The 24208-nt window shown below is 62.4% G+C and carries 24 protein-coding genes; 17 read left to right on the forward strand and 7 right to left on the reverse strand.

What is annotated here, in order from left to right; all coding sequences use genetic code 11:
• Window positions 1-271: 271 nt before the first annotated feature.
• The 3 genes from GC127_RS00085 to GC127_RS00095 form a co-directional block, all read right to left on the reverse strand.
• Window positions 272-451: a hypothetical protein gene (locus GC127_RS00085; protein ID WP_151975997.1), complete on the reverse strand. Its 180-nt coding sequence runs from the start codon at window positions 449-451 to the stop codon at window positions 272-274.
• Window positions 452-930: 479 nt separating this feature from the next.
• The gene (locus tag GC127_RS00090; protein ID WP_151975995.1) at window positions 931-1617 is read right to left on the reverse strand and encodes a hypothetical protein; all 687 of its coding nucleotides are present in this window, start codon (window positions 1615-1617) and stop codon (window positions 931-933) included.
• The gene (locus tag GC127_RS00095; RefSeq protein ID WP_151975994.1) at window positions 1610-2401 is read right to left on the reverse strand and encodes an AAA family ATPase; all 792 of its coding nucleotides are present in this window, start codon (window positions 2399-2401) and stop codon (window positions 1610-1612) included. The genes GC127_RS00090 and GC127_RS00095 overlap by 8 nt, the downstream gene beginning before the upstream one ends.
• Window positions 2402-3095: 694 nt before the next feature.
• Here GC127_RS00095 and GC127_RS00100 point away from each other — a divergent pair.
• The 9 genes from GC127_RS00100 (at window position 3096) to GC127_RS00145 (ending at window position 10395) form a co-directional block, all read left to right on the forward strand.
• Window positions 3096-3644, forward strand: a complete 549-nt coding sequence (locus GC127_RS00100) for a helix-turn-helix domain-containing protein (RefSeq protein ID WP_151975993.1) — start codon at window positions 3096-3098, stop codon at window positions 3642-3644.
• The gene (locus GC127_RS00105; protein ID WP_199861147.1) at window positions 3637-5511 is read left to right on the forward strand and encodes a relaxase/mobilization nuclease domain-containing protein; all 1875 of its coding nucleotides are present in this window, start codon (window positions 3637-3639) and stop codon (window positions 5509-5511) included. Before GC127_RS00100 ends, GC127_RS00105 begins: the two co-directional genes overlap by 8 nt.
• A 12-nt stretch (window positions 5512-5523) precedes the next feature.
• Complete coding sequence (locus tag GC127_RS00110; protein WP_151992541.1) at window positions 5524-7455, forward strand: type IV secretory system conjugative DNA transfer family protein; 1932 nt, start codon at window positions 5524-5526, stop codon at window positions 7453-7455.
• A gap of 87 nt (window positions 7456-7542) precedes the next feature.
• A complete protein-coding gene (locus tag GC127_RS00120; protein ID WP_368372776.1) occupies window positions 7543-7905 on the forward strand; it encodes a hypothetical protein in 363 nt (120 codons plus the stop codon).
• 1 nt (window position 7906) lies between these two features.
• Window positions 7907-8104, forward strand: coding sequence for a hypothetical protein (locus tag GC127_RS00125; protein WP_151975990.1), 198 nt, complete (start codon window positions 7907-7909; stop codon window positions 8102-8104).
• Window positions 8105-8180: 76 nt separating this feature from the next.
• The gene (locus tag GC127_RS00130; protein ID WP_151975989.1) at window positions 8181-8600 is read left to right on the forward strand and encodes a hypothetical protein; all 420 of its coding nucleotides are present in this window, start codon (window positions 8181-8183) and stop codon (window positions 8598-8600) included.
• Window positions 8593-9237 carry an antitoxin of toxin-antitoxin stability system gene (locus GC127_RS00135; RefSeq protein WP_151975988.1) on the forward strand — a complete coding sequence of 215 codons (645 nt, stop codon included), beginning with the start codon at window positions 8593-8595 and terminating at the stop codon, window positions 9235-9237. Before GC127_RS00130 ends, GC127_RS00135 begins: the two co-directional genes overlap by 8 nt.
• A gap of 58 nt (window positions 9238-9295) precedes the next feature.
• On the forward strand, window positions 9296-9697 hold the full coding sequence (locus GC127_RS00140) for an MbcA/ParS/Xre antitoxin family protein (protein ID WP_151975987.1): 402 nt from the start codon (window positions 9296-9298) through the stop codon (window positions 9695-9697).
• Window positions 9694-10395 (forward strand): RES family NAD+ phosphorylase, encoded by a 702-nt coding sequence (locus GC127_RS00145; RefSeq protein WP_151975986.1) that lies wholly within the window; start codon window positions 9694-9696, stop codon window positions 10393-10395. The genes GC127_RS00140 and GC127_RS00145 overlap by 4 nt, the downstream gene beginning before the upstream one ends.
• Window positions 10396-10912: 517 nt before the next feature.
• Here the strand turns inward: GC127_RS00145 and GC127_RS00150 are convergent.
• Window positions 10913-11206 carry a hypothetical protein gene (locus GC127_RS00150; protein WP_151975985.1) on the reverse strand — a complete coding sequence of 98 codons (294 nt, stop codon included), beginning with the start codon at window positions 11204-11206 and terminating at the stop codon, window positions 10913-10915.
• 176 nt (window positions 11207-11382) lie between these two features.
• Here GC127_RS00150 and GC127_RS00155 point away from each other — a divergent pair, with 176 nt between their 5' ends.
• The 8 genes from GC127_RS00155 to GC127_RS00190 all read left to right on the forward strand — a co-directional run bounded on the left by GC127_RS00155 (window position 11383) and on the right by GC127_RS00190 (window position 21712).
• Window positions 11383-15765 carry a strawberry notch family protein gene (locus GC127_RS00155; protein ID WP_151975984.1) on the forward strand — a complete coding sequence of 1461 codons (4383 nt, stop codon included), beginning with the start codon at window positions 11383-11385 and terminating at the stop codon, window positions 15763-15765.
• A gap of 3 nt (window positions 15766-15768) precedes the next feature.
• The gene (locus GC127_RS00160) at window positions 15769-16800 is read left to right on the forward strand and encodes a toprim domain-containing protein (RefSeq protein ID WP_009820104.1); all 1032 of its coding nucleotides are present in this window, start codon (window positions 15769-15771) and stop codon (window positions 16798-16800) included.
• A 370-nt stretch (window positions 16801-17170) separates the two neighbouring features.
• The gene (locus GC127_RS00165; protein ID WP_151975983.1) at window positions 17171-18103 is read left to right on the forward strand and encodes a DUF2493 domain-containing protein; all 933 of its coding nucleotides are present in this window, start codon (window positions 17171-17173) and stop codon (window positions 18101-18103) included.
• Between the two features lie 84 nt (window positions 18104-18187).
• The gene (locus GC127_RS00170) at window positions 18188-18445 is read left to right on the forward strand and encodes a WGR domain-containing protein (RefSeq protein WP_151976025.1); all 258 of its coding nucleotides are present in this window, start codon (window positions 18188-18190) and stop codon (window positions 18443-18445) included.
• Window positions 18446-18490: 45 nt separating this feature from the next.
• Window positions 18491-18721: a DUF6429 family protein gene (locus tag GC127_RS00175; protein ID WP_151975982.1), complete on the forward strand. Its 231-nt coding sequence runs from the start codon at window positions 18491-18493 to the stop codon at window positions 18719-18721.
• A 309-nt stretch (window positions 18722-19030) separates the two neighbouring features.
• Window positions 19031-19348, forward strand: a complete 318-nt coding sequence (locus GC127_RS00180) for an HPF/RaiA family ribosome-associated protein (RefSeq protein ID WP_151975981.1) — start codon at window positions 19031-19033, stop codon at window positions 19346-19348.
• Window positions 19349-19718: 370 nt separating this feature from the next.
• Window positions 19719-21398, forward strand: coding sequence for a BCCT family transporter (locus GC127_RS00185; RefSeq protein ID WP_151975980.1), 1680 nt, complete (start codon window positions 19719-19721; stop codon window positions 21396-21398).
• Between the two features lie 161 nt (window positions 21399-21559).
• On the forward strand, window positions 21560-21712 hold the full coding sequence (locus tag GC127_RS00190; protein WP_254699947.1) for a hypothetical protein: 153 nt from the start codon (window positions 21560-21562) through the stop codon (window positions 21710-21712).
• On the opposite strand, the gene GC127_RS00195 is transcribed toward GC127_RS00190, so the two are convergent.
• The 3 genes from GC127_RS00195 to GC127_RS00205 form a co-directional block, all read right to left on the reverse strand.
• Window positions 21709-23067 carry a GntP family permease gene (locus tag GC127_RS00195; protein ID WP_151975979.1) on the reverse strand — a complete coding sequence of 453 codons (1359 nt, stop codon included), beginning with the start codon at window positions 23065-23067 and terminating at the stop codon, window positions 21709-21711. The two genes, GC127_RS00190 and GC127_RS00195, sit on opposite strands and share 4 nt — an antisense overlap.
• 506 nt (window positions 23068-23573) lie before the next feature.
• Window positions 23574-23843 (reverse strand): hypothetical protein, encoded by a 270-nt coding sequence (locus GC127_RS00200; protein ID WP_009819899.1) that lies wholly within the window; start codon window positions 23841-23843, stop codon window positions 23574-23576.
• A gap of 160 nt (window positions 23844-24003) precedes the next feature.
• Complete coding sequence (locus tag GC127_RS00205) at window positions 24004-24183, reverse strand: hypothetical protein (RefSeq protein WP_151975978.1); 180 nt, start codon at window positions 24181-24183, stop codon at window positions 24004-24006.
• Window positions 24184-24208 lie beyond the last annotated feature (25 nt).

The following is a 24208-nucleotide window of genomic DNA, read 5'->3' on the forward strand; positions in this document are numbered from 1 at the left end:
CTCACGTCATTGGCAAACCCCGCAAGCGGGGCCGGGCTGTTGAGGCTTTGCCCTGAATTCTGATCCCGCTGTCTTCCTGTGCCAATACGACTTGGCAGGTCTCATCCTGAGCCATACCGAGACGTTTGGCAACTGGTGGCCACCACGATCTGCTTTCAGCCCTCACGGGTCTGCATCCCTTTTGCAGGCAGGTAGCGTGAAAACCTGTCGCCTTTGCAACGAGGTTTGTCCCGCTCCGATCGCTTGCGAGCATTTTAGGGCTGGAGGCGGTCTATCCTGCGTCCTCATAGGGCACGTATCTCAGGTTTGCGCTTTCCACCTGATCGAAGTCGTCGGACCATCTGGTACGGCGCATGCCGCAGATCCACTGGAACACGACGCCAACCTCGACCTCTTCACCGTTCACGGTTGCCCAAATAACTTCGACGGGATGCCCCGCATAATTCTTCATACTTACCTCCTGACCTCCATTTGGTCGGGGCCGCAGGTATCAGGTGGCAGGTATATGCCGGTACCTATATATGCGTGGCCAACACAAAACGGAGCTTACAAACTTGCTTTACAGGCCTCTACATATTGCGCTCTTTCTGGGCGCGGCTTCACCGGTTGTCTCTGCCGATTGGGAGATCGGCTTGTCGCGAGGTCTGGAGACCTATGCCGCGACTTCAAGCGACGGGACTTTGCTCTTAGTTTGCGATCCCGACCGTGTCCACAACCCAAACGAGAGCCATGCGTATTTTTTATCGCGCGTCGGTGAAGATAAAACACCCCATCGGGTTGTGTTTCTCGCGGCAACCGGCGAGCAGGCCTCCTTCGCTGTGCGGGACGGAATTGCAATGCAACGCGATGCCGATCCTGCAGAGTGGGCACAGCTCATCGACATGATCGAGGCGGGCGGTAAAATCGCTGTCGTGACTGCGCGCGATGCCTTTACGTTGGATCAGGACGCGCTGCCCGGGCTTCGATGCCGCTGATCTTTTGAGCGAGCCCGGCGATCTCGGATCTCAGCAGCGCCTTGCCGAAGGCGGACAACAGTTGCGTGACCCCATAGACGTTGAGCGGGTCATCAATGCTTGTCTGCAGCGCTGCCACATGGGCGGAGTCGAGCCTGATCATCGATTTCAGGAAGGGGGCACCCGTGCCTTTTGGCTCGGCCAGGCGCGGTCGTGCAGCGGAAGCAACCTCATGCCAGGTCGCGGTGTCACGCAGGTTTTGCATGCGGGCTCGAACCGCTTTGATCAAGGCACGCCGAACGTAATCCGGGTCAAGGCCAGAACGTTCTGCCAGCGTATCAATGCGAGCCTGATCGTCAGCCCCGATGCGCACATAGAAAGTTCGAGGCAGGGCGTCTTTGTCGCGGCAAGCATCATCGACCAACGGCTGGGTGGATACTTCCGAGTTGATGTGGGCCGTTTCAGCCGAGGCTGCGTTTTCCCCTTCTCGGGGTTCTTTCTCGTCCGCTGAGGTTGCCGTTTGGTCTTCTGTCGTGGCTTCAGCCGCTGCACTCTGATCAAGCGATGCATATTTCGTGGCGCTCGTGGCGAACTGTCGCGACCGTGCCAGCCTGTCTTCGTTCGAGACAGCGGTCCCGAACCGGTTTGGAATCTTTCTAGCCATTTGTGGCGTCCACCATGGCCTCAATGTCTGCAAGGACGTCGCCGCAGAGGGCGAGGGCTGAGGAAAGATGCCCCGCCTGCAACCGATAACGAAGGTCCTGTTCATAAATATCCCGCACGTATCCGAGCGGTCCGGTCAGCGGCATGCGCTGGATCGCAGTGAGATGGGGCACCGGCGTTGGAAGAAGCGGCAGGGTGGAAATCACCTCGAAGACCTCGAGGTCCTGCCGGTGAACCTTACGTCTTGCCGCGTCACGCTCAACGTCATCGCCTGCGGTCACGAAATCGATCGCGCGTTTGTCCGCGTTCATCAATACCGCAGAAAACAGCGGGGCGGGGTCGTCCGGCCCGAGGGTCTCGATCATGCGGATCACCCAGGTCAGGGTTTTCAGGGCCGCCACGAAATCCGATTGTACCGGCACGGCTGGCACCAGGATCATGTCGCACGCCAGCGCCAAGGTTTCGGTGTCGGGGTGCTCGCCGGGGCGGGTGTCGATCAGGACGAGGTCCACGCCTTCGGCCTCAAAACCGTCCAGCGCGTGGTAAAGGCCTTCAACGGTCTCGGGGGCATCGGCCACGGTCAAGCCCGCGGGCCATGGAAGATGTGGCAGATCACCGAAGTCGGCGCGCGCGCTTTTTGATTCCCATTCGAGGATTTGCTTGTCTGCATCCGCATCCATGACGTGCACACGGCGACCGCGCGCCAGCATGGCGGACGCAAGCATCTGTATGAGCGTTGTCTTTCCTGATCCGCCTTTGGTGGAGATCGCTGTCACAACAAGCATTCATTGGCCCTATAACATATATTTTGTGCCGTTATGGCGATGCTTCGGTCTGGCGTCCAGACCTTGCGCGATACAGGCGGTCACCCCTTGGGTCAGAAAGACGGACCACGGTTGCGACGATCTGCTGTTGCTGCAATCGTCTTTGTATGCGTTAGGTCAATCGCTCACTCATGCAGACAGCCGTTGCGGCATGCATCGCTTGTGCCATCGCGCCATTGCATCACTGCTCCAACGATGCCCTGAACCTTCGAGGTGTTCGGGCACACGGGCCTTTTGGTGTCTGGCGAATGATCCTCGACCATCCGCGTCGGCACGGGCCGAATTCGCATGGTGCGGCGCGGGCGTTCCAATCCTGCAAGGTCTTCTTCTCTTCCCGGGGAAAATCCCCTTGCAGCAGTCAACGCCAATGAAGGGATGTTGTGTCGGCTGCGCCGACATCATTCCCGCGCCTGTTCAGGATCCGGGCGAGGGCCCGGATCGCGGCGCGGGGGAGGCGGTGTCCCTTCGGTCTGTTCGTTGTCGCGGGGGGGGGTGCAGCACGCATGGCCAAGGCCCTGCGTGCTGATCACCGAAGGTGCGACAACGGACCGAAGGGACGTTGACAGGAACGGTATTATGTATGACAAAACTTGTACGACGACTCATTAGAGTTTTTGTGTTTACAAGAACTATCTAATGGTAAATCTTGCCGCCCATGTCCAAACGTCTCTCCACCACTGCCCGACAAGAAGTTCTCCGGCTTGCCGCTCAAGGGCTTGGCGACGACGAGATCGCACGGCGTGTTGGCTGCTCACGGCCCACTGCCGCCCGGGTGCGGGCGCGCGGTATGGTGACGGATCGAACCACCAGGGGCCGCGTGCTGCAGGTTCGGGTGTCCGCCCGTGAGGCCGAAGCATTCGAGGCGCTTGTGGCCGAGACGGGCATGACCACGTCGGGTCTGCTCCGGCACATGATCCGTCTGTCATCCGGCATTGTCGCGTTTCGCCGGGACGAGGTCACGGCGCTCAAGGCGTCGGCCAATCAGCTCAATGCCTTGGCGCGCAATCTTGTGCAGATGCTGAAGCTTGCCCATGCGGGCAAGCTGCGGTGGAACGCGCGCGACGCGGCACTGGTCGGTCGGCTTGCGGACCGGGCTGAAGAGGTTGCCCGGGCTGTGCAGGCTTTGCGCGCGGCCTCGCTGCGCGGGTCCTTCGTCCGGGTGTCCGATCTTCGGGACGTTGGGGAGGGGCAGCGCGATGGCTGAAACACGCACCCTCCAGCAGGCGGTATTGGGCGAGATACTGCCTCATGTGGGACGGCGTTCTGCAGCCATGGCGGGCGAGGCGCGCGTATCGCCGGGCCGTCGGCGTGGCACGTCCGGCGGGGCAGTTGCGGTATTGTCCTGGAACGCGCTGCGCGTGCCGCAAAGCGTGGTGAAGCGGGTCGGCACGGGCGGGTGTCATTCGCCCAAAGAGTTACGCCGACAGATGAAATACATCCTGCGCGACGAGGCGCAGGTCGCAGCCTGGTCGAACCAGATCGGCGTCGATCGTGTCTTTGGCGAGCGTGGCATGGAAAGTGTCATTGCCGATTGGAGCGCATCCTGGTCCGGCGCGCCGAAACGAGGCCATACCGATCACATTATCCTGTCCTTTCCCAAAGGAACCGAGGCGGAACTGGCGGAAGCCATCTCGCGTGAGTGGGCGCAGGAGGTCTTCGGTGGGGATTACCGGGATCGATATCGGTATGTGGCGGCTCTTCATTGCAACACAGATCATGTGCATGCCCATGTTCTTGTCGATAAAGTCGGGATGGAGGATGGCAAGTTCCTCTCGATCAGCCGCCATTCCGAGATCAGCTATGACATGATGCGCGAGTTGCATGCTCAGATCGCGGGCGAGCACGGGCTGGTGCTGAACGCCTCGTCCCGTCTGTCGCGCGGCATCATGGGAAACGCCCCGCGCGACACGGATTTGCAGGCGGCCCGCAAGGAGGGGCGGGAGCCGGTGGTCGCGCCGCTGGATCCTGCAACACGCGCCCTGCGAGAGGTTGAAATACACAGACATGCCGAAGAGTATCGGCAACTGGCGCAGCTTGCCGGGTTGAGTCTGGAAATTGCCGCCCCTCCGGACGGATGGATGGGGCGCATCGCGCAAGGCGCAGAGCTTGCCGCCAACAACTTGATGAAAGGACTGCCGGTGAAAGAAGGGTTTGCCGAAGGGGCTGATATCCCCGTGGCCGGGGCGGATGTGATCGGTCGTCTGATCGCCGCCCGCGAAACATTGCGGGCGGAAGCCGACACCGCCTGGAGCGCCATTCAGGACATGGCACCCGGTGCCGAAAAGGTCGGACTGGAACAGCTCTTTGCCGGGCAGGCCCGCGAGATGGGCACGCTTCTGGGCCGCGACTTTCTTGCGGATCATTCTTCACCGGTGTCGCCGGAGCGCGATCCCTACAGTGTGCAGGGGATTGCGGGCCTGGCCGCACGCGCAGGCGAGGAGGGCAATCCGCTCGCAGCTGAGGCCGCTGCTGCGCTTGAGAGTTTCCGAGCGGAATTGTCGCGCGTTCTGGCACCGATGGAGACCCGGCTTGAGGAGGCGGGAAGCAGCATCGAAGAAGTTGCTGCCCGTTTCACCGCACCCCATCGCAGCGAGGCGCAACTCGAAGCGTCACGCCCAGTGGACGCTCAGGAGCGCTCGGACTGGCTTGGGCTCGAACGCGACCTGCAGGCGCGCGCGCGTGATGTTTTTGCGGGGCTGCACATGGATCGTGATCTTTTGGCGGATCTGGCGCGTCAGGACATTCTCGACGCGGGGCAAGGCAGCCGCCTTGCCGACATCGTCACGCTGGACAAGCTGATCTCCGACGTGCGGCAAGACCTGCGCGACGGGGATATGGATCAGCTGGCAGCGGGCCGGATCGATCCGCTCATGGACCGCATCGAAGACCCTGGTCTGCGACAAGCCGTGTTCTCGGAGCTAAAGGCCATCGCCGCGGTGGATGCGGGTGATGACATTGCCGGCCGCGACAGCGAACCCGCCGCCACCTATCGGACCCGGATCGAGGCTTTCGAGCGCGCCGAGGAGCGGGGGCGCGACCGGGACGATACCAGTGGCGATTACGGCCTCTAGAGGATTCAAAACATGCTGCATGCAATGGAAAGCCGTTGGCGGTATCCGATCGCCATCCTGCTCGGTCTCGGTGTTGGCACCTGGATCGGTGCCGCGATCGCCACGCTCTATCTGATGGCGCGATTTGGCGAAGACCTGGGTGGGTTCGATATTTTCGAACTTTGGCTGCTCAATCTGTCTGATCCACGGATCAAGGCGAACCCTGCGGTGGAACATACTGCGTGGCTCATCACGGCACTTCCTGCCCTGCTTCTGGCGGCGACAGGAGCGACATCCGTTCATCGCGGGTCGCTCACCGATTATGATGATGCGCATTTCCAGTCGCGTCCCGAGCTCCGCCGCAACCGTATGTCGGCTTCTCTTTCCCAGAACGGCTTTCTGTTCGGCAAGCTCGGGTCACCTGCGTCCCGCGCGCCCTTCGTGTCTGCCACGCCAGATCGCTTTCCACACGCAATGATGATCGCGCCAACGGGCCGGGGCAAAGGGGTAGGCTTCGTTTTACCGAACCTTTTACACTTCCAGGGCAGTGCCGTGATCCTCGACGTTAAGGGCGAGAATTTCGAGAAGACATCCATCCACCGCCAAAAGGCGCTGAACAATCAGGTCTGGTACTTTTCGCCCTATGACTACGTTCAGCCCGAGGGCAAGAACGGGCCTGTCCTGACCCGCACGCACCGGTTCAATCCTCTCCAGCGCATTGCCGATCTGCCCAGCCCCGAGCAGCAATACACCGCCGTCAACACCATGGCGGACTTGTTCCTCATCGTCGAAAGCGTGAACGCGCAGAGCTTTTTCCAGGCCGGACGCAGCCTGTTCGTGGCGTCTTGCCTCTATGCCATCGAGACCGGAAAGCCGACGATCGGTGAGGCGCTGCGGATCATGACTGGCGGCGGCAATAAAAAGGAATTCTACAAACGGGCCGCGATGCAGACCGCAAACCCGGTGGTGGCAGAGATTTTCCTGAGCATGGCCGACGAAGTGGACAAGATTCTCGATTCCTATGTCAGTGTGATCCGCGGGGCCGGATTGGAGCTTTGGCTCGATCCGGCGGTGGACCGAGCGACACAGGCAAGCGATTTCGACTTCGGGACGTTCCGACGAGAGCCACAGTCGCTCTATATTGTCGTGCAGCCGGAGCACCTGAAAACACTGGCCCCCCTGATCCGGCTCCTGTTCGCCGATGCCATCGCATGTCTGCAGCGCGCGCATCCCGGACCGGACGAGCCACATCCCGTCATGTTTCTGATGGATGAATTCGACCAACTGGGCAAACAACCCCTGGTCTTGCAGAGCATCAAGACGATCCGCTCCTATGGCGGGCGGCTCTTTATCATCTCGCAGTCGATTCCCGGCCTTGAGGGCATCTACGGCGAAACCGACCGCCGCGCGCTGCAGGCCGGTGCTGGTGTGCAAATCTACATGACCCCGCAGGATGATCGCACCGCAGACGTGCTGTCCGCAGCCCTCGGCAAGCGCACGATCGTGGGCAAGACCAGATCACAGGCAACCGTGCGCAAGCTCTCGGAGAGCGCAAATATCAGCCGTCGCTCGGAAGAACGGGCGTTGGTATCGCCCGCTGAATTATTGCGTTTCCCGCTCGACAAGGTCCTTGTCCTGCCCGAGGGGCAATATCCCATCAAGGCGGATCACATCCGTTACTATGCGGACCGGCATTTTGAGGAGATCGACAAAGCACGGCAGGGGCATGCCTTGCCCTATCCTCCTGCTGCAGCGCCAGTCTCGAACAGGCCGAAGAAAATCACCCTTGAGCAACCAGAACCCGCAGCACCCGCGGCGATCTCCATGGGCGACAAGGAATTCGAGACTGCGGTGCAGACCTACACAGGCGCGCTACAGGGATACGCAGAAGCCGCGAGGGCAAAGCCAAAGAAAACACGTTTCGGTGGTCGGGCGCGCTCTTCGGACGCAAAGGCGAGGGGATGATCTGGAAATCGAATGTGGCTGTGCTGTTCTGCCTGCATCATCGCGGACAAAATAGCGAGGGACAGTCCCCTCTCGAGCTCTGGTGACTTGCATAATCTGCCCTCGGAAAAAGGTGAAAACTTCAGCCTTGGAGGTGAAATCGCAAGTGTCCAGATAATCGACCAGAGCAAGGAGATCACTGCTGACTTCCGGCACCGGGCGCTGCGCCACCATGCCGAGGGCATCTTCATGGCCGAGAGGATTTTCGGCCCGACCCTCACGCTCTCGACCGGACGTGTCATCCCGACCCGCTGGGTCGGCGAACAGCATGTGAAGGAAGACCTCGGCTTCATCCCGAGCTTTGCTGACTGGGTGAAGGCCATCCGACCCGAGCCATGGATGGGCCGGGCCGAGCGGATCGAGGCACTGGTCGATCCGCATCTCGCCGCGCCCGTGGTCGAGGTCAGCTGACATGACTGATCCCGCATACTTGCGCCTCGGTCTGCCGCCGACGGCATCGCCCCAGACAGTTCTGCGCGCGGCGGTCCGGGCGCTGCACCCCGATACGCGCGCCGTGCACAGCTTCCGGACGGCGCGCAAGCGCTTCTACCGGCAGATGCTCTGCGCGCATGCCGCGCGACAGGCGGCGGGTGACAATCCGACCGGCTGATCGCTTCCAACCAACCCTTCATCCCAATCCAGCGCCCGGCCCCAAAGCCCGGGTTTCTCAATCTCAGGAGGTCCCCATGGCGGATTACTTCACCCATTTCTCATGCCTGATCGACGTCGGCAGCCCCGAAAAGGCCGCCCGCGCACTCGCGCTGTTTCATGACTTGCGCGCCGCGGATCAGGACGCCGATGACCCGGAGGTCTCGGGCTTCACTCTTGCGCACCAGGGCGCGCCCGAAGGCAGCACCCTCTGGATCCATGACGACGAGCACGGCGATGTCGAGGCGGTTATCCGCTTCGTGCTGCGCCTGGCAGAAGACCTCGACCTCACCGGCCTCTGGGGGTTCCAGTATGGTCTGACCTGTTCCCGTCCGCGCCTCGACGCCTTCGGCGGCGGCGCGCATGTCATTGATCTTGGTGCCCGCAAGTCCATCGGCTGGACCAGCACGCATGAATGGCTGGCCGCCGCGCTGATCGGTGAGGACGTCGATGCCTGAGGTGATCTGCAAAACAGTCTACCAGTTCCCCGAGCTTTCGGATGCAGCCAAGGAAAAGGCGCGCAGCTGGTATCGTGAGCTTGGGCCCCATGATGATTGGTGGGACGCGGTCTACGAGGATTTCGAGAGGGTCTGCGAGATTCTCGGCGTCCGGCTCAAAACCACCCCCGTCCGCCTGATGGGCGGAGGGACGCGGGCCAAGCCCTGCATCTGGTTCTCCGGATTCTGGAGCCAAGGGGATGGGGCTTGCTTCGAGGGTTATCTCAGCCACACCAAGGGCGCTGCCGCGCGCATCCGGGACTATGCGCCCCAGGATGCGACGCTGCATGGCATTGGTGACCGCCTGCAGGCCATCCAGCGGCGCAACTTCTACCAGCTCGCTGCCGAGGTCAGCCACCGCGGCCGCTACTACCACGAATACACCATGTCCGTGGACGTCACGCGGGACAGCCCGATCTGGCAGCAGCCGACTGAAGACGCCGAGGAGATCGTGACCGAGGCGCTGCGTGACCTGGCCCGCTGGCTCTACCGCCAGCTTCAGGCTGAATACGACCACCTGACCTCGGACGAGGCCATAGAGGAGGGGATCATCGTCAACGAGTACACCTTCACCGAAGAAGGGCGCCGGTTCGGGTGAGAGCGCGGGCAGTTCATTTGATCTTTACAATGAGGCCATATGATCTATATTCAGCCCAATGGAGGACGCCATGTACATTGCTGAGAAAATCCGGGAACCCGCACAGATCAACGCCGTCGCGTTGAAGGCTTACGCGCGCGTGGTCGATGCTTGGGGCCTTAACCTGAACGAAGCGGCTGGCCTTGCCGATATGACGGTGAGCACGTGGAAGCGCGCCAAGAAGCCGGACTTTGCGGGAGAACTGACCAAGGATCAACTCCTGCGACTCAGTGCGGTGATCGGCATCTACAAGTCGCTCGAACTCTACTTCTCCGAGCCGCTCGCGCGAAGCTGGTTCACCCGACCGAACACAGGGCCGCTGTTCGGGGGTAGCCGTCCGGTTGATACCGCCATCGACGGGGGCTTGCCGCAAATTCTCGCGGTTCGGACCTATCTTGATGCATTGCGCGGTGGGGCATGAAGCAGACCGAGATTTCTGATCGTGGTCTCGTTCGTCTCCTGCCCGCCACTTACCACAAGCCGCCATCCCTGCGCGGTCTCGTCGATACCGATGACGAGATGGAGGTCCTCGCAGAGATCGAGGGCCTGACCAGCGGCCGTCTTCTGGCGGAACGTGGCCGCAACCCGCATCTGGACCCGCGCGAGCTGGCCTGGCAGCGGCGCAGCCGCGATCTGCGCATTTACGGCGACAGTCATGTCAACGCCGCCTTCACCTATACCCGCGCCGACGGGAACCGCTTCAACACCGAAGATCGTGGCGCCTGGTACTGCGCGTGGGAGGTGATGGTTTCTGTCAGCGAAGTGGCCTGGCACCGCACCCGTGAACTCGGCTTTACCGGCAGCTTCCATGACAGCGCTCGCTATGTTGAACTGCTGGCGGATTTCATCGGGATTTTCGATGATCTGACCGATGAACCGGGCCATCCGGCGCTGCATCCCGATCCGGCTGTCGGATATCCTGAGGGCCAAAGCCTCGCCCAGCATCTGCGCCGGGCTGGATCGCGTGGCCTGATCTATCCCTCGGTCCGGGCACCTGGGCCGGGTGGGAATTGCCTCGTCTGCTTCGAGCCGCACGCGATCCAGAACGTCCGGCCGGGCGCATCCTGGGATCTTGTTTGGAATGGGACACCGCACTACTCGGTTACGGTTGTCGGCTGACGAGTTACAGCGCAAGCGCCCTTGGAGGTCCGAAGACATGAAACCGGCAAACGGCAACAGGCTGGACGTCACGCACTTGAAGCCGTGTGACCATCAGTTGTTCTTTGAGGCTTTGGACTGAGTCCGCCGGTCTTCTGGGCTTCCTATAGACTCGCTGAGGAAGGCGACGTCTCTGCCCCAAGAGACCACTATAGTTTTCTTCGATGAGGTTGCTTTTCCAGCGTTATGGACGCTCCAAAATCACCATTTCCAAAGAACTGAGGGGCTAGCCCCAAGTGGAGGAAGATCTGAAGACGCTGGGTCGAGAGACGACTACGACTTGCGGTGGTTGCCGAAGGCAGATGTGGGCACCTCCCGGCGTCCCGCCGGGCCCAGGTCTTGGTCCTTCGGACAGGAGCTTGACCGAGGCTGATGTCCCAAAGTGCCCCTGCCAACCTGTAGGTTGGCAACTACGCTCGGTTTGCCAAGCCGCGGTATGGCAGAAGCTCCGGAAGGCCGGAGTCAGCCGGTGCCGTCCTCACCTATTCCCGTCGATCCACTTCGACATCAGCCCCTTGTCGCGGAAACACTCATCCGGCACGGCGCGGCGTTTGATCCGGGCGAGACGCTCGGCGAAGGCGACCTGCTTTGATGTCGGGCGGCTGTCCTGCGTGCCCGGCTTCAGCTTGGCCTGCGCGTCGATCCAGGCGCTCAAGGAGCGCCGATCTTGCTGAACCTTCCACGGCAAAAGCGTCTGGTTGCGCAGGGCCAGCGCGCGGGCGTAGGCGATCTGCTTGGGCGTCGCGGGCAGGGCGTAAGTGGTGCTTTCCATCGGGGATCTCCCTTCTTAGCGTGGCTCGTAAAATAGAACATAATAGGAACAAAAGCAAGCCGCCTGCGGAAATCATGGGGTTTGAGAGGAAGAGGATGGCCGGGGAAGGTCAGGCCTGAGGGTGCCCGAAAGAGGGTGTCCGGGCCTGATCCTGTCCCTCATTCCGGAGTTTCCCGATGACCCATCTCGCCCCCTTTGCGACCGAGCGCGCCCTTGCGCCTGTCGCCCCTATCCCGTCCCTCGATACGGCCGCTGCGATCTTGAGCGTGGCCAAAGCGCTGCAGACTGATTTGGCGCAGGGTTTCCAGATCGACGCGCTGCGCCTGCGCCTTGAGATGGAGCGCGCCTTTGGCGGCTCTGATGCGACCGGCGCATGGGACTGGAAGCTGGCCTATGAAGCAGGCGAGGCAGCGCTGGTCTTGTTCCTGCGGAAGTTTGGCCGCGCGCTGTTGGCGCGGGCGGGCTCGCCCGCAGCGCTGCTGCCGATCCTTGCCAAGGTGTCCGGCCTTTTGCCGACCCATACGCGGCGGTCTGAAGAGATGGAGCGGTTCCAGCAGTTCTCGACGCCGCTGCCTATGGGGCTGGCCGCAATGGCTGCAGCACAGATCACCGCGCGCGATCTGGTGCTGGAGCCATCGGCTGGGACGGGCCTTCTGGCGGTCCTCGCGGAAATCGCGGGCGGCAGCCTCGCGCTGAACGAGTTGGCCGACACCCGCGCCGATCTCCTCCGTCGCTTGTTTCCGGGCCGGCCTGTCACGGGCTTTGACGCAGCCCAGATCGACGATCATCTGGACGCAGGGTTGCGCCCGAGCGTGATCCTGATGAACCCGCCGTTCTCGGCGGTGGCCAATGTCGACGCCCGCACCACCGAGGCGACATCGCGGCATCTGCGCTCGGCGCTGGCGCGTCTGGCCCCCGGCGGACGGTTGGTCGCCATCACCGGTGCGGGCTTCGCGCCCGACGCCCCTGCCTGGGCGGAAACCTTCGCCCGCCTGACCGAGACCGCGCATCTGGTCTTTACAGGTGCCGTAGCCGGTGCCGCCTTCGCCAAGCACGGCACCAGCTTCGAGACGCGGATTTCGGTCTTCGACAAATGCCGCGGTGGCGAGGCGGGCGGCATCACAGCCGATCTGGCGCGCCCGATATCGCCTGATGTCGCCAGCCTGCTGTCGCTGATCACTACCCTTGTCCCCCCGCGCCTCGAACTGGCGCAGGTCGCACCAGCCGGGCAGGGCCCCACTTCCCCCTTCCCGGGAAATCCTGCCCGCACCACGCGCACAGGCATCAGCTCGTCGCGCGCCACGCCTGCAACAGCCCCCACCAACACCGCGGTGCAGATCGAGGCCGCAGACCTCGCCTATACCCTGCGCGAAGCAACCGAGGACGGGGCCAGCGCGCGCCTGTCGGATGCTATTTATGAGACCTTCCGTCTGCAGGCGATCGACATTCCCGGAGCGGAACCGCACCCGACCAAGCTTGTGCAATCTGCGGCCATGGCTTCGGTCGCGCCCCCAAAACCCAGCTACCGGCCCAAGCTTCCAGCCGCCATCCTGCGCGATGGCCTTCTGTCCGACGCGCAGCTTGAGACTGTGATCTACGCGGGCGAGGCGCATGGCGCTTATCTCGCGGGGTCTTGGACCGTCGATGAGACCGGCGACATGGTCTCGGCCGCGCCGGACGATGCCGCTGACGCCGTCCGTTTCCGCCGCGGCTTCTTCCTTGGCGACGGCACCGGGGCGGGCAAGGGCCGCCAGTCGGCCGGGATTGTGCTCGACAACTGGGCTCAGGGTCGGCGCAAGGCGCTCTGGATCTCGAAGAGTGACAAGCTTCTCGAGGACGCTCAGCGCGACTGGTCTGCCCTTGGCCAGGAGCGGCTGCTGGTCACGCCGCTGTCGCGTTTTGCACAAGGCCGCGACATCCCGCTGAGCGAGGGCATTCTGTTCACCACCTATGCCACGCTGCGCTCCGAGGAGCGGGGCGCAAAAAAGTCCCGCGTCGATCAGATCGTCGACTGGCTGGGGGCTGATTTCGACGGGGTGATCTTGTTTGACGAAAGCCATGCCATGGCCAACGCCGCCGGATCAAAGGGCGAGCGCGGCGATGTCACGGCCTCGCAGCAGGGCAGGGCGGGTCTGCGGCTGCAGCACAGGTTGCCCAATGCCCGCGTGGTCTATGTTTCGGCCACCGGCGCAACCTCGGTGCACAACCTCGCCTATGCGCAGCGCCTCGGGCTCTGGGGTGGGGAAGATTTCCCGTTCGCCACCCGCGCGGAATTCGTCGAGGCCATTGAGGCGGGCGGCGTGGCGGCCATGGAAGTGCTCGCCCGCGACCTGCGGTCCCTTGGCCTCTACACCGCCCGGTCGCTTTCCTACGACGGCGTCGAATACGAAATGCTGGTTCATGCGCTCAGCCCAGAGCAGCGCGGCATCTATGACGCCTATGCGCTCGCCTTCGGAGTCATACATCGGAACCTGTCCGCGGCGCTGGAAGCGGCCAACATTACTGGCGAATCCGGCGGCACGCTAAACCGTCAGGCCAAATCCGCGGCACGCTCGGCCTTCGAGTCCGCCAAGCAGCGCTTCTTCGGTCATCTCCTGACCTCCATGAAGACCCCCAGCCTCATTTCCAGCATCGAGGCTGATCTGGCAGCAGGCCATGCTGCCGTCATCCAGATCGTCTCAACCGGTGAGGCGCTGATGGAGCGCCGCCTGTCGGACATCCCTACGGACGAATGGAACGATGTGCGCGTTGACATTACGCCAAGAGAGGCCTGCCTTGACTACCTCGCCCATTCCTTTCCGGTGCAGCTCTACGAGCCCTTCACTGACAGCGAGGGCAATCTGTCCTCGCGCCCGGTCACGCGCGATGGCCAGCCGGTGGAATGCCGCGAGGCGGTGCGCCGCCGCGATGCGCTGATCGAGCATCTGGCAAGCCTGCCGCCTGTGCCCGGCGCGCTGGACCAGATCGTCCAGCGCTTCGGCACCGATCTGGTGGCGGAAGTGACGGGCCGCTCGCGCCGCATCGTGCGCAAGGGCGAGGGTCATTTGGCGCGGCTCGTCGTCGAAAGCCGGGCGGGGTCTGCCAACCTCGCGGAAACCGCCGCCTTCATGGATGACCAGAAGCGCATCCTGATCTTCTCGGATGCGGGTGGCACGGGGCGCAGCTATCACGCCGATCTTGGGGCCTGGAACCAGCGCCTGCGGGTTCATTACCTTCTGGAACCCGGCTGGAAGGCAGACGCTGCCATCCAGGGCCTTGGGCGCACCAACCGCACCAATCAGGCGCAGCCGCCGCTGTTCCGGCCCGTCGCGACCGATGTAAAGGCAGAAAAGCGGTTCCTCTCGACCATCGCGCGTCGCCTCGACACGCTTGGTGCGATAACGCGCGGCCAGCGCCAGACCGGCGGGCAGGGTCTGTTCCGGCCGGAGGACAATCTGGAGTCCCCCTATGCCCGCGACGCCCTGCGTCAACTCTACCGCCGCATCTATCGAGGCGATGTTGCGGGCTGCTCGCTCGGGGCGTTTGAGGATGCGACCGGCCTCAGCCTGACTGATGACAACGGTCTGAAGGATGACCTGCCGCCGATCACGACCTTCCTCAATCGCCTGCTGGCGCTGACGATCGACATGCAGGCTGTGGTCTTCGCGGCCTTCGAGGAACTCCTCGACCAACGGATCGAGGGCGCTATCGCCGCCGGGGTCTACGACCTCGGGCTCGAGACGTTGCGCGCCGAAAGCTTTCGCGTCACGGATGCGCGGGTGATCTACACCCATCCCGGCTCCGGCGCGGAAACCCAGCTTCTGACCATCGCGCAAAAGCAGCGCAATACACCGCTGTCACTGGCGGATGCGCTCGACTGGCTCGACGATCCCAAGGCTCGCCTTCTCGTCAACAGCCGCTCGGGCCGGGCCGCCGTGCAGGTGCCCGCCACCAGCCTGATGCTGGACGACGGCACCATCGAACCCCGCCTGCGGCTGATCCGCCCGACGGAGGCCAGCACGGTGCCGGCCAAAATCATGGACGACACACACTGGCTGGAAGCCGACCGCGCGGCCTTTACTGAAGCCTGGACGGCAGAACTGGCTGAAGTGCCGGAGTTCTCGGAAACCACCCTGCATATCGTGGCGGGCCTCTTGCTGCCGATCTGGAAGCAGCTCCCCCAGGATGAAACCCGCGTCTACCGGCTGCAGACCGATGACGGTCAGCGCATCATCGGTCGCCGCGTTTCGCCGTCTTGGGTCGCGACCACACTGGCGAGCGACGCGCCGAAGCTCACGGCGGCGCAGGTCCATGCCCTTGTTCTGGAGGGCAAGACGGTCGTGCGCTTGGCCGAAGGGATGGAGCTGCACCGCTCGCGCGTCATGGGCGTCAACCGGATCGAGCTGTCGGGCTTTTTGGGTGCCGCCAAGGACCGGCTCAAGGCAGATGGGTTCTTCTCGGAAATTATCGCCTGGAAGCTGCGGCTCTTCTGCCCAGCAGACTCGAGCGGCATCGCAGTGCTTGATCGTCTGCTTGCACGTTGTCGCGTGACAGGACTACATGCGCATGGAGGGTGCTGAGCCATGTATTCCGAGACTGAAGATGTGATCCGCGCTCTGGCGGAGAACGCAGAGAGCGTGTGTCGCGCCTACCTTCCCGCCGGACGGCGGGAAGGGTCCTACTGGATCGTCGGCGATTTGCAGAACAACCCCGGCCGGTCGCTCTTCGTGCGGCTGACTGGACCCACATCAGGACCGGGAGCCCGTGGCAAATGGCAGGACGCGGCTGTCGGACAGCATGGCGATCTCCTCGACATCATCCGCGAGCGAACCGGGATCTCGCGCTTTCCCGATCTTCTGGCCGAGGCCCGAGCGCATCTTGGCCGTCCGCAGCCGGTCCTCCCGAATACGCCAGTGCCGAAGAAGGCCAAAGCCCCCGGTGGCACGCCAGCGGCGGCGGCGCGATTGTTTGCAGCCTCGGTGCCGGTCGCAGGCACGCTTGCCGACACCTACCTCCGCTCCCGAGGCATCACCCAAGGCGGCACGATGAGCGCGCTGCGCTTCCACCCGAAGTGCTGGCATCGGGATGAGGGCCAGACCCGGAGCATCCCCAGACCGGCGCTGATAGCTGCGGTCACCGATGGGGCAGGGGCCTTGCAGGGTGTGCATCGCACCTGGTTGGCACCTGACGGACAGGGGAAGGCGGAGGTCGAGACGCAGCGGCGGGCCATGGGTCACCTCCTGGGCAATGCCGTCAGGCTGACCCCGCAGCACAACATCCTCGTGGTCGGCGAAGGCATCGAGACCATGCTGTCCCTTTCCGAGGCGGCCTCCGGCCTTCCCGTCTGGGCGGCTCTCTCGTCGGGTCACCTCGGGGCGGTCCAGTTGCCGGAGGGGCTGCAGCGCCTTTACATCGCCATAGACCGCGATCCGGCCGGGCAGCGCGCGGCAGAGAGGTTGAGCGCCAGAGCCCTTGATGCCGGGATTGCCGTCCGGGTGCTGGAACCGCGGCTCGGAGATTTCAACGATGATCTCCGGGCGAGCGGCAAGGACGCGCTGCGCCAGCATCTGGCAGGGCAGATCGGGCCAGAGGATCGGCAGCGCCTGTTGGGCTGAGCTGCATCGCGCAAAGGGTGGCCCGGGAGTGCGGGGTAGGGTCCCTGCAGTCCAGTCGTGGCTGTAGATCGTCGCCCTCGCCTTGTTCCCGGGCCTTGCTCATCCACCCGACACCCGAGCGGCCTTCAAGAGATGGGCAGGCGGCCGTCAAAGGGGACGCCCCATCAAGGGCGGCAGGCAAGCTATTTCCGCCGCGGGGGACGAGCCCCCGCTTTGCATCGCGAAACAAATAGCTTGCCTGCCGCCCTCCTCCACATGCGTTCCGGCCCCGAAGGCGGGGTGAAGGGGCGGCCCCCGTGACGGCTTTCGCAGCCCATGAAGGCCGCGCGGGTTGTCGCGCGGATGAGACAGGCCCGGAGGCAAGAAACAGATGACGATCCACACCCACGACGACGCGTATGAACCCGCCCACACCGCATCCCAGACCGCCCATGCGCTCGACGAGTTGCAGCTTTATGGCTTCCGTCCTTTTGATGAGCCCGATCCGCGCCCGATGCCCGATGGGCAGCGCCTTGCGGTCGCCGTCGCCGACATCTTCGATGCCCTCGTCGCGAGCCTTGAAGACACCCGCATGGAACCCGACCTCGAAGAGGTGCTCTGGGGCCAGGTCAACCTCTTTCACCGCGCCACGGCGAGGATTGAGCGGTCGCTCGACGAGAACGAACAGGCGCAGCGCCGCCTCCAGCGCGAGCAGGACGGCTCCGAGGTGAAATCCGTCGAGCTCGAGCGCCTGACGGCCGAAGGCCTGACGCTGATCGAACGACGCAACTGCATGGATATGATGCGCGATCACGCCGCCACCGAGTTTGTCCATCACACGGGATCGACCTGGCGCCCCCGCACCGGCTCGATGGTGAACCGCCAGCACATGACCGCGGCGCTGATCGACAGCCGCGATTTCCTGGCCGCCAAGCGCCGCGCGGAAACCGAGGTGATGCTCCCCGCAGGCCCCAAGGTTGCCCTCACCGGCGGGACCGACTTCAACGATCACCGCCTGATCTGGGGCAAGCTCGATCAGGTCCGGACCAAGTATCCCGACGTGGTCCTTCTGCACGGTGGAAGCCCGAAGGGCGCAGAACTCATCGCTGCCAAATGGGCCGAGGCCCGGGGCGTGACGCAGGTGGCCTTCAAGCCCGATTGGACCAAGCACGCCAAGGCGGCGCCCTTCAAGCGCAACGACGCCATGCTGGATGTGCTGCCCGTGGGTGTTCTGGTTTTCCCCGGCACGGGTATCCAGGAGAACCTTGCCGACAAGGCCAAGAAGCTCGGCATCCCGGTCATGAAGTTCGAGAAGGGGGCGTGAGCCCCCTTTCCCCTCTCGGGGAAATCGAGGTGGCAGGGAATGCGTCCATTTGATATTATGGAAGAAAGTCCGCTGGATCACGATATGTCTCACTCTGTCGCTCAACTTGAGGTGTTCCCGACCGACCTGCAGATGCGGCGGATCGATCCAGCCTGCAACATGCGCCGCTTTTACCGCATGAGCATTCAACCCGATCTCTTTGGGGGCGCCAGCCTGGTGCGCGAATGGGGCCGCATTGGCGAACGTGGGCAGATGATGATCGAGCCGCATCCCGATGAAGGGCGCGCCGTCACCGCGCTGATGAAGCTTGCCGCGGTGAAGAAGCGGCGAGGGTATGCATGACGCGCGCGCGTACGAAACGGCGCGAAACCAACGTAAGGGGAGGGGATGACACTCGACACTGACAAGATCGATGATGCGGCCATCGCGATCCTCAGCCTGACGCTGCATGACGGTGATCGGGTCTGGAAGGGGATCGATTGGAACATCACAGACCGGCTTTTTGAGAAAGGCCTGATCCATGATCCCAAAAACAAGGCGAAGTCGCTGAGCCTGACCCCAGAGGGGGTCGCGCATGCGCGGGAAATTCTCGCGCGGGAGTTCAGCAAGGCCGAGTGACGGGCGGCTTTGCGGGCGACCTTCCAGTCGTTCGCTGCATCTGCGCGCAATTTGCCCGCATCCGCAGCATCAGCAACGTGCAGGGCGGACACCGGACCTTCGCTGTCGGTGCGATGCTTTCATTCGGTTTTGATGGGAGCAGACATTCAGGTGGCAGAAAGTCAGGTTATGTTCTGCACCGCCACAGGACCGTTGCGAGTCCAAGCGTAAAGTGTGCACCGCTTGGTGTTCGGCTGGATCGGCTATCATAACCTTGTAAAAAGGCCCTTAATCGCATATCCGTCGAACTGAACAAAGAGGAGATCTGACGTGCAATTCCAGCTCAACACCGACAGCCACATTCTGGGTGATGAGCGTCTCGCCCAAATAGCCGAGTCAGCCGTTACCAGTGCATTGGGTCATCTGACTGATCGCCTGTCACGTATCGAGGTGCATCTGGTCGATGTGAACGGGGCCAAGGGCGGTGCGGATGATATTAAGTGCACGATCGAGGCGCGACCCGAAGGGATGCAACCGCAGACCGTCACCCATAGCGACAACGACGTCGACGCGGCTTTGCGCGGGGCCGGTAAGAAACTGCGCGCGCTGCTGGACAACGAGTTCGGCAAGCTCGACAAGCGGCGCTGATCCGGACGACGTCCGGCCTTGCCTGTGCAGGGCCGCCTGAATTTGAGCAATACAGGTTCCCGTATGGGCTGATCTTTTTATCGAGAGGAGCGAGCCGGAAAATCGTTTCTCAACCGTCGCAACTTTCGCCGCCACGTCAAGCGGCGTCACCCCTCCAATTTGCCGCAGGTTCAATCCAAGCGGCAGTGGCGTGGTCGATCATCACAGCCTTGCGTTGGAATTCCCGAGAACGGGCAAGTCATTGACGACAAGTAGCCATATCAAATCGCGAGCCACCCGACCTGCGACGGGGCGGAGCTTCGCTTGGCTCTTTGGAGTTCGCAAGGCTTCGGCACACTGGTTGGGATGTCAATCAGAATAGGAGACACGAATGCGTCGGCCCGTCCGTTCGACGAAGATACTTGGTGATGTCGGCGCCGTTTTTCGCGTGTCGGTTGCGATCGTCGCGATCTTCGTACTGGCTGCGGCGATCGCGCCCGTGGCGGTTGAGCGTGTGGCGCGGGCCGTGCTGCATGCGACAGCGGTGAACGTCGGCTGGATGTACCTTCTGGTCATGACGGGATTCGTCTTTTTCGTGCTGTTCCTTGGCCTGTCGCGGATCGGAACCATAAGATTGGGGGCCCCGGACGAGCGCCCCGAGTTCTCATTTCAAAGCTGGCTTGCGATGATCTTTTCGGGCGGCATGGGCGTTGGCCTCGTGTTTTGGGGCGTGGCCGAGCCGATGATGCATTTCAACGCCCCTCCGGTCGACTCCGGGCTGCCGCGCACGGCCGAGGCGGCACAGACCGGCATGCTCTATGCCTTCTTTCACTGGGGGTTGCACCAATGGGCGACTTTTGCGCTGGTGGGGCTTGCCCTCGCCTATGTCCGGTTTCGCCACGAAAGCCATGGCTTGATAAGCGAAACCTTCCGCCCTCTTTTGGGAACTCGCGTGGATGGCGGCTGGGGCAAGGCGATTGACGTGCTGACGGTCGTCTCGACGGTCTTCGGCGTGGCCACGACGCTGGGGCTTGGCGCGTTGCAGATCAACAGCGGTGTCTCACAGCTGACCGGCATCCCCTACGGCTTCCCGGCGCAACTGGTGATCCTCGCTGTTATCGGCATCCTCTTCACACTCTCGGCGATGACCCCTCTGGACCGTGGCGTACGGCTACTGAGCAATGCCAACATGATGCTTGCGGCGGCGCTTCTTGGCGCGGTACTGCTCTTTGGGCCGACATCCTTTATCTTCGGGGTCTTTACCCAAACCCTGGGCGAATACCTGGGCAACGTCATCCAGATGAGCCTTGTCACCTCGCCTTATTCGGATGGCGCGTGGGTTGAGCAATGGACCATGTTCTACTGGGCTTGGGGGCTGAGCTGGGCGCCGTTTGTCGGGAGTTTCATCGCCCGGATTTCGCGTGGGCGAACCATCCGCGAATTTGTCCTGGGCGTGATGATCGTGCCGGTGGCACTGAGCATGTTGTGGTTTTCGACCTTCGGCGGCGCGGCCATCCAGTTCGAGATCTTCGAGAATGCCGGTATCGCCGACGCCGTTGCGACCGAGGTTCCGGCCGGGCTCTATGCCCTGCTCGATCAATTGCCTGCCAGCGGGGTGCTGACCGTCGCGTCCATCGCGCTTGTCGGCATGTTCCTCGTGACCTCGGCGGACTCGGCCACGTTCGTGCTTGGCATGTTCACGTCAAAAGGCGTGCTCAACCCGACACGCGCGGTGCGGGTGCTTTGGGGCTCCTTGCAGATGGTGCTGGTCGTAGTGCTGCTTCTGGCCGGGGGGCTGGAGAGCCTGCGGACCGTTTCGATCATCGCGGCGTTCCCGTTCATGCTTTTGATGATCCTGCTCGCGGTCTCGCTTTACCTTGACCTGTCGCAGGAGATCGCGACCCGCGATGAGACAGCGCGCCTTCTCGAGCAGCGGATCGAACGCCTGCTGCTGCGGGAATCCGAACGCGAGAAGGCCGAGAAGGCCGAGGCCGAAGTTCATCCGACCGTCCCAGAAAACGGACAGTCGGACGAGGCACCTGATGAACGGAACGGCAGCGCCAGTCCGTGAGCGCACAGTTTTAGGGAAGCTGAGCTGTGACGCGCATCTGGTGCTTGAGATCAGCTCTGGGCTGTGAAGACGGCCCAGTCTTTTAGATTGCGATAGCTTCGGCGATACCCGAAACCGTCATTCAGGAACAAAGCCGAGCGCTTGGTGCCGATGTTGTCGTGATGGGACCAGTGGCCAGAACCGGCCTGAGTGGGGTGTTCATCGGCAATACCGCCGAAAACAGCATCAATACGCTCGAATGCCCCGATCTTGCGGTGAAGCCTGATGGCTTCATAAGCCCTCTCGACCAACCGTGTGGAACGGCAGAGACCTAAAAACTCCCGAACGCCATGCCAAGCGCGATAATCAAGGAGCAAGCGATGGTCGGCACAACAACTGCCACCACAAAGATATCGCCATAGGCCTGCCTGTGCGTCATGCCACAAATGCCCAGAAGGGTGACGACAGCGCCATTGTGCGGCAGCGTATCCAACCCCCCGGTGGCCACCGCAATGACACGATGCAACAAGGCGGGATCAACGCCCTGTAGGGTTGCCTGCGCTATAATTGATGGCCCCAGCACGTCCAGCGCAATTGACATGCCCCCCGATGCGGACCCTGTAATCCCGGCAAGGGCCGCCGATGATAGCGCCGCTGAGATGAGCGCATTGCCACCTGCCAATCCGTCAAGGCTTTGCCGGAAGACGTCAAACCCCGGCAGGGTGGCTATGACGGCGCCGAACCCTACAAGACTTGCTGTGTTGAACAGGGGAAGCAGGGCAGACTCCGCGCCGTCGTTCAGGGACTGCATAACCCGTGGCGGGCGGCTGAGGATCAAGGCCAAGATCAGTGCCACAGCAAGCGCCGTAATGACTGACCAAAGCCCTCGCAAACGAGACAAATCGGTCGCGCCATAGGCGGCATCGGCCAGATATCCGGTATCCAGCAGGGGTAACACGACGCTGCCCATGATCAGCGTAACGACCCCGACCGACAGGATCGGTGCGGCGGCTCTCCAGAGCGGCAATGCTCCAGAGGTTGTCGGCGTATTGGTTACGGCAGCCACGTGGTGACCGGCAAGCTTGCGCACCCGCCATTGCAGCCAGACCAAACCGAGCACCAACATTACCGCACCGGCAATCAGCCCCAGTCCGGGGGCCGCAAAGGCCGTGGTCCCGAAGGTCGCCATGGGGATCGCGTTCTGGATGGACGGCGTGCCGGGCAAGGCGGTCATGGTGAACGTGAAGGCACCCAAGGCTATGGAAGCGGGGATCAATCTTTGCGGAAGACCAGTTTGCACAAAAAGCGCGTGGGCCAGCGGCCAAGCTGCGAAGGCCACTACGAACAGCGATACACCGCCATAGGTCAGCAGGGCACAGGCCAGAACAACCGCGAGGATCGCGTTTTTCGCACCCAGGGCCGATGCAATCGCACTGGCCAAACGCGCTGCGGCACCTGATGCTTCCATCACCTTTCCAAAAAGCGCACCTAGTAAGAACAACGGAAAGAAGGCGATCACAAACGCCCCCGCTGCTTGCATGAAGATCTGCGTATAGCCCGCAAGAACGGGTGCGCCTGATGCGAATGCAGCAAGCGTCGCGAGCACTGGTGCAAGGACCAGCACAGATATACCGCGCCATGCCCCTGCGATCAGTAGAGTCAGCGCCAAAAAGATCAGGATAACACTCATGCCTACGCCTCTTGCTGCGATGCAGCATAAGCGAACAACAGGAAGTCGTGAAGGAATTTAAAGATTGGTTTGTGCGCTGACTGACGATTCAGTCGATGAAATGCTGCGCGATGTACGAGTGGCCGCTTCGACGGGCCGCACCACAGCATTGGAGCGGCATGGTAAATGGCAGCAAAGGGCCGAACACGATGCCGCACCTGCGAAAGAGGCTTCCATGCTGCGATGTGCGTGACTGTCTGCAATGGTGAAGGTTTCGACATTGGCAAGCCCCGCAAGCGGGGCCGGGCTGCTGAGGCTCCGCCCTGAATTCTGACCTTGCTGTCTTCCTGTGCCAATACGTCTTGGTCTGTCTCATCCTGAGCCACCCCAAGCCGTTTGTCACATGGTCGCCATCACGATCCGCTTTCAGCTCTGACGGGTCTGCATCCCTGTTGCAAGGCGGACGCTGCCGCCAGGCGAAGCCGAGGGGCTCTAGTGTTCGCCACCTGGCATAAGATTCCGAAGGGCTATGCGTCTGGCTTCTGGTCGAACAGAATAACATGCGCGCCTTCTTCACTGTCAGGGTTGCCTACCAGCACGAACGGCATATCCGACCCGTACTTCTCGTAGAGACAGCGGTATTTCATCTGGCCGCTGAGCGGATCGCGCACTTGGTCATAGCGAAAGCTGTGCTGAACGCCGTCTTCGATCCAGGCCTTGACGCCATCGGGGGTCACCAGTGCAAGCGGCGCGCCGTCCAGCAAGATTGTCTCGCCAACGTTGAAAATCTCTTTCATCTCATGGGTCTCCTATCGGTTCTCTTTGGTAGCGTTGCAAGCCGTCGTCGCCTTTGCAACGATCTCTGCCCCGCGTGTTCTCTCTCTCGGTGTCATTGCCCCCGGATCACAATCGTGTCCTGCTCAGCTCGCTCGCGAGCATTTTAGGGCTGGAGGCGGTCTATCCTGCGTCCTCATAGGGCTCGTACCTCAGGTTCGCACCGTCCGACGGCTCAAAGTCATCGGACCATCTTGTACGGCGCATGCCGCAGATCCACTGGAACACGACGCCAACCTCGACATCTTCACCGTTTACCGTCGCCCAAATGACTTCGACCGGGTAACCCGCATATTTCTTCATGCTCAACTCCTGACCTCCATTTGGT

The sequence above is a fragment of the Roseovarius sp. EC-HK134 genome (assembly GCF_902498815.1).
Classification (GTDB): domain Bacteria; phylum Pseudomonadota; class Alphaproteobacteria; order Rhodobacterales; family Rhodobacteraceae; genus Roseovarius; species Roseovarius mucosus_A.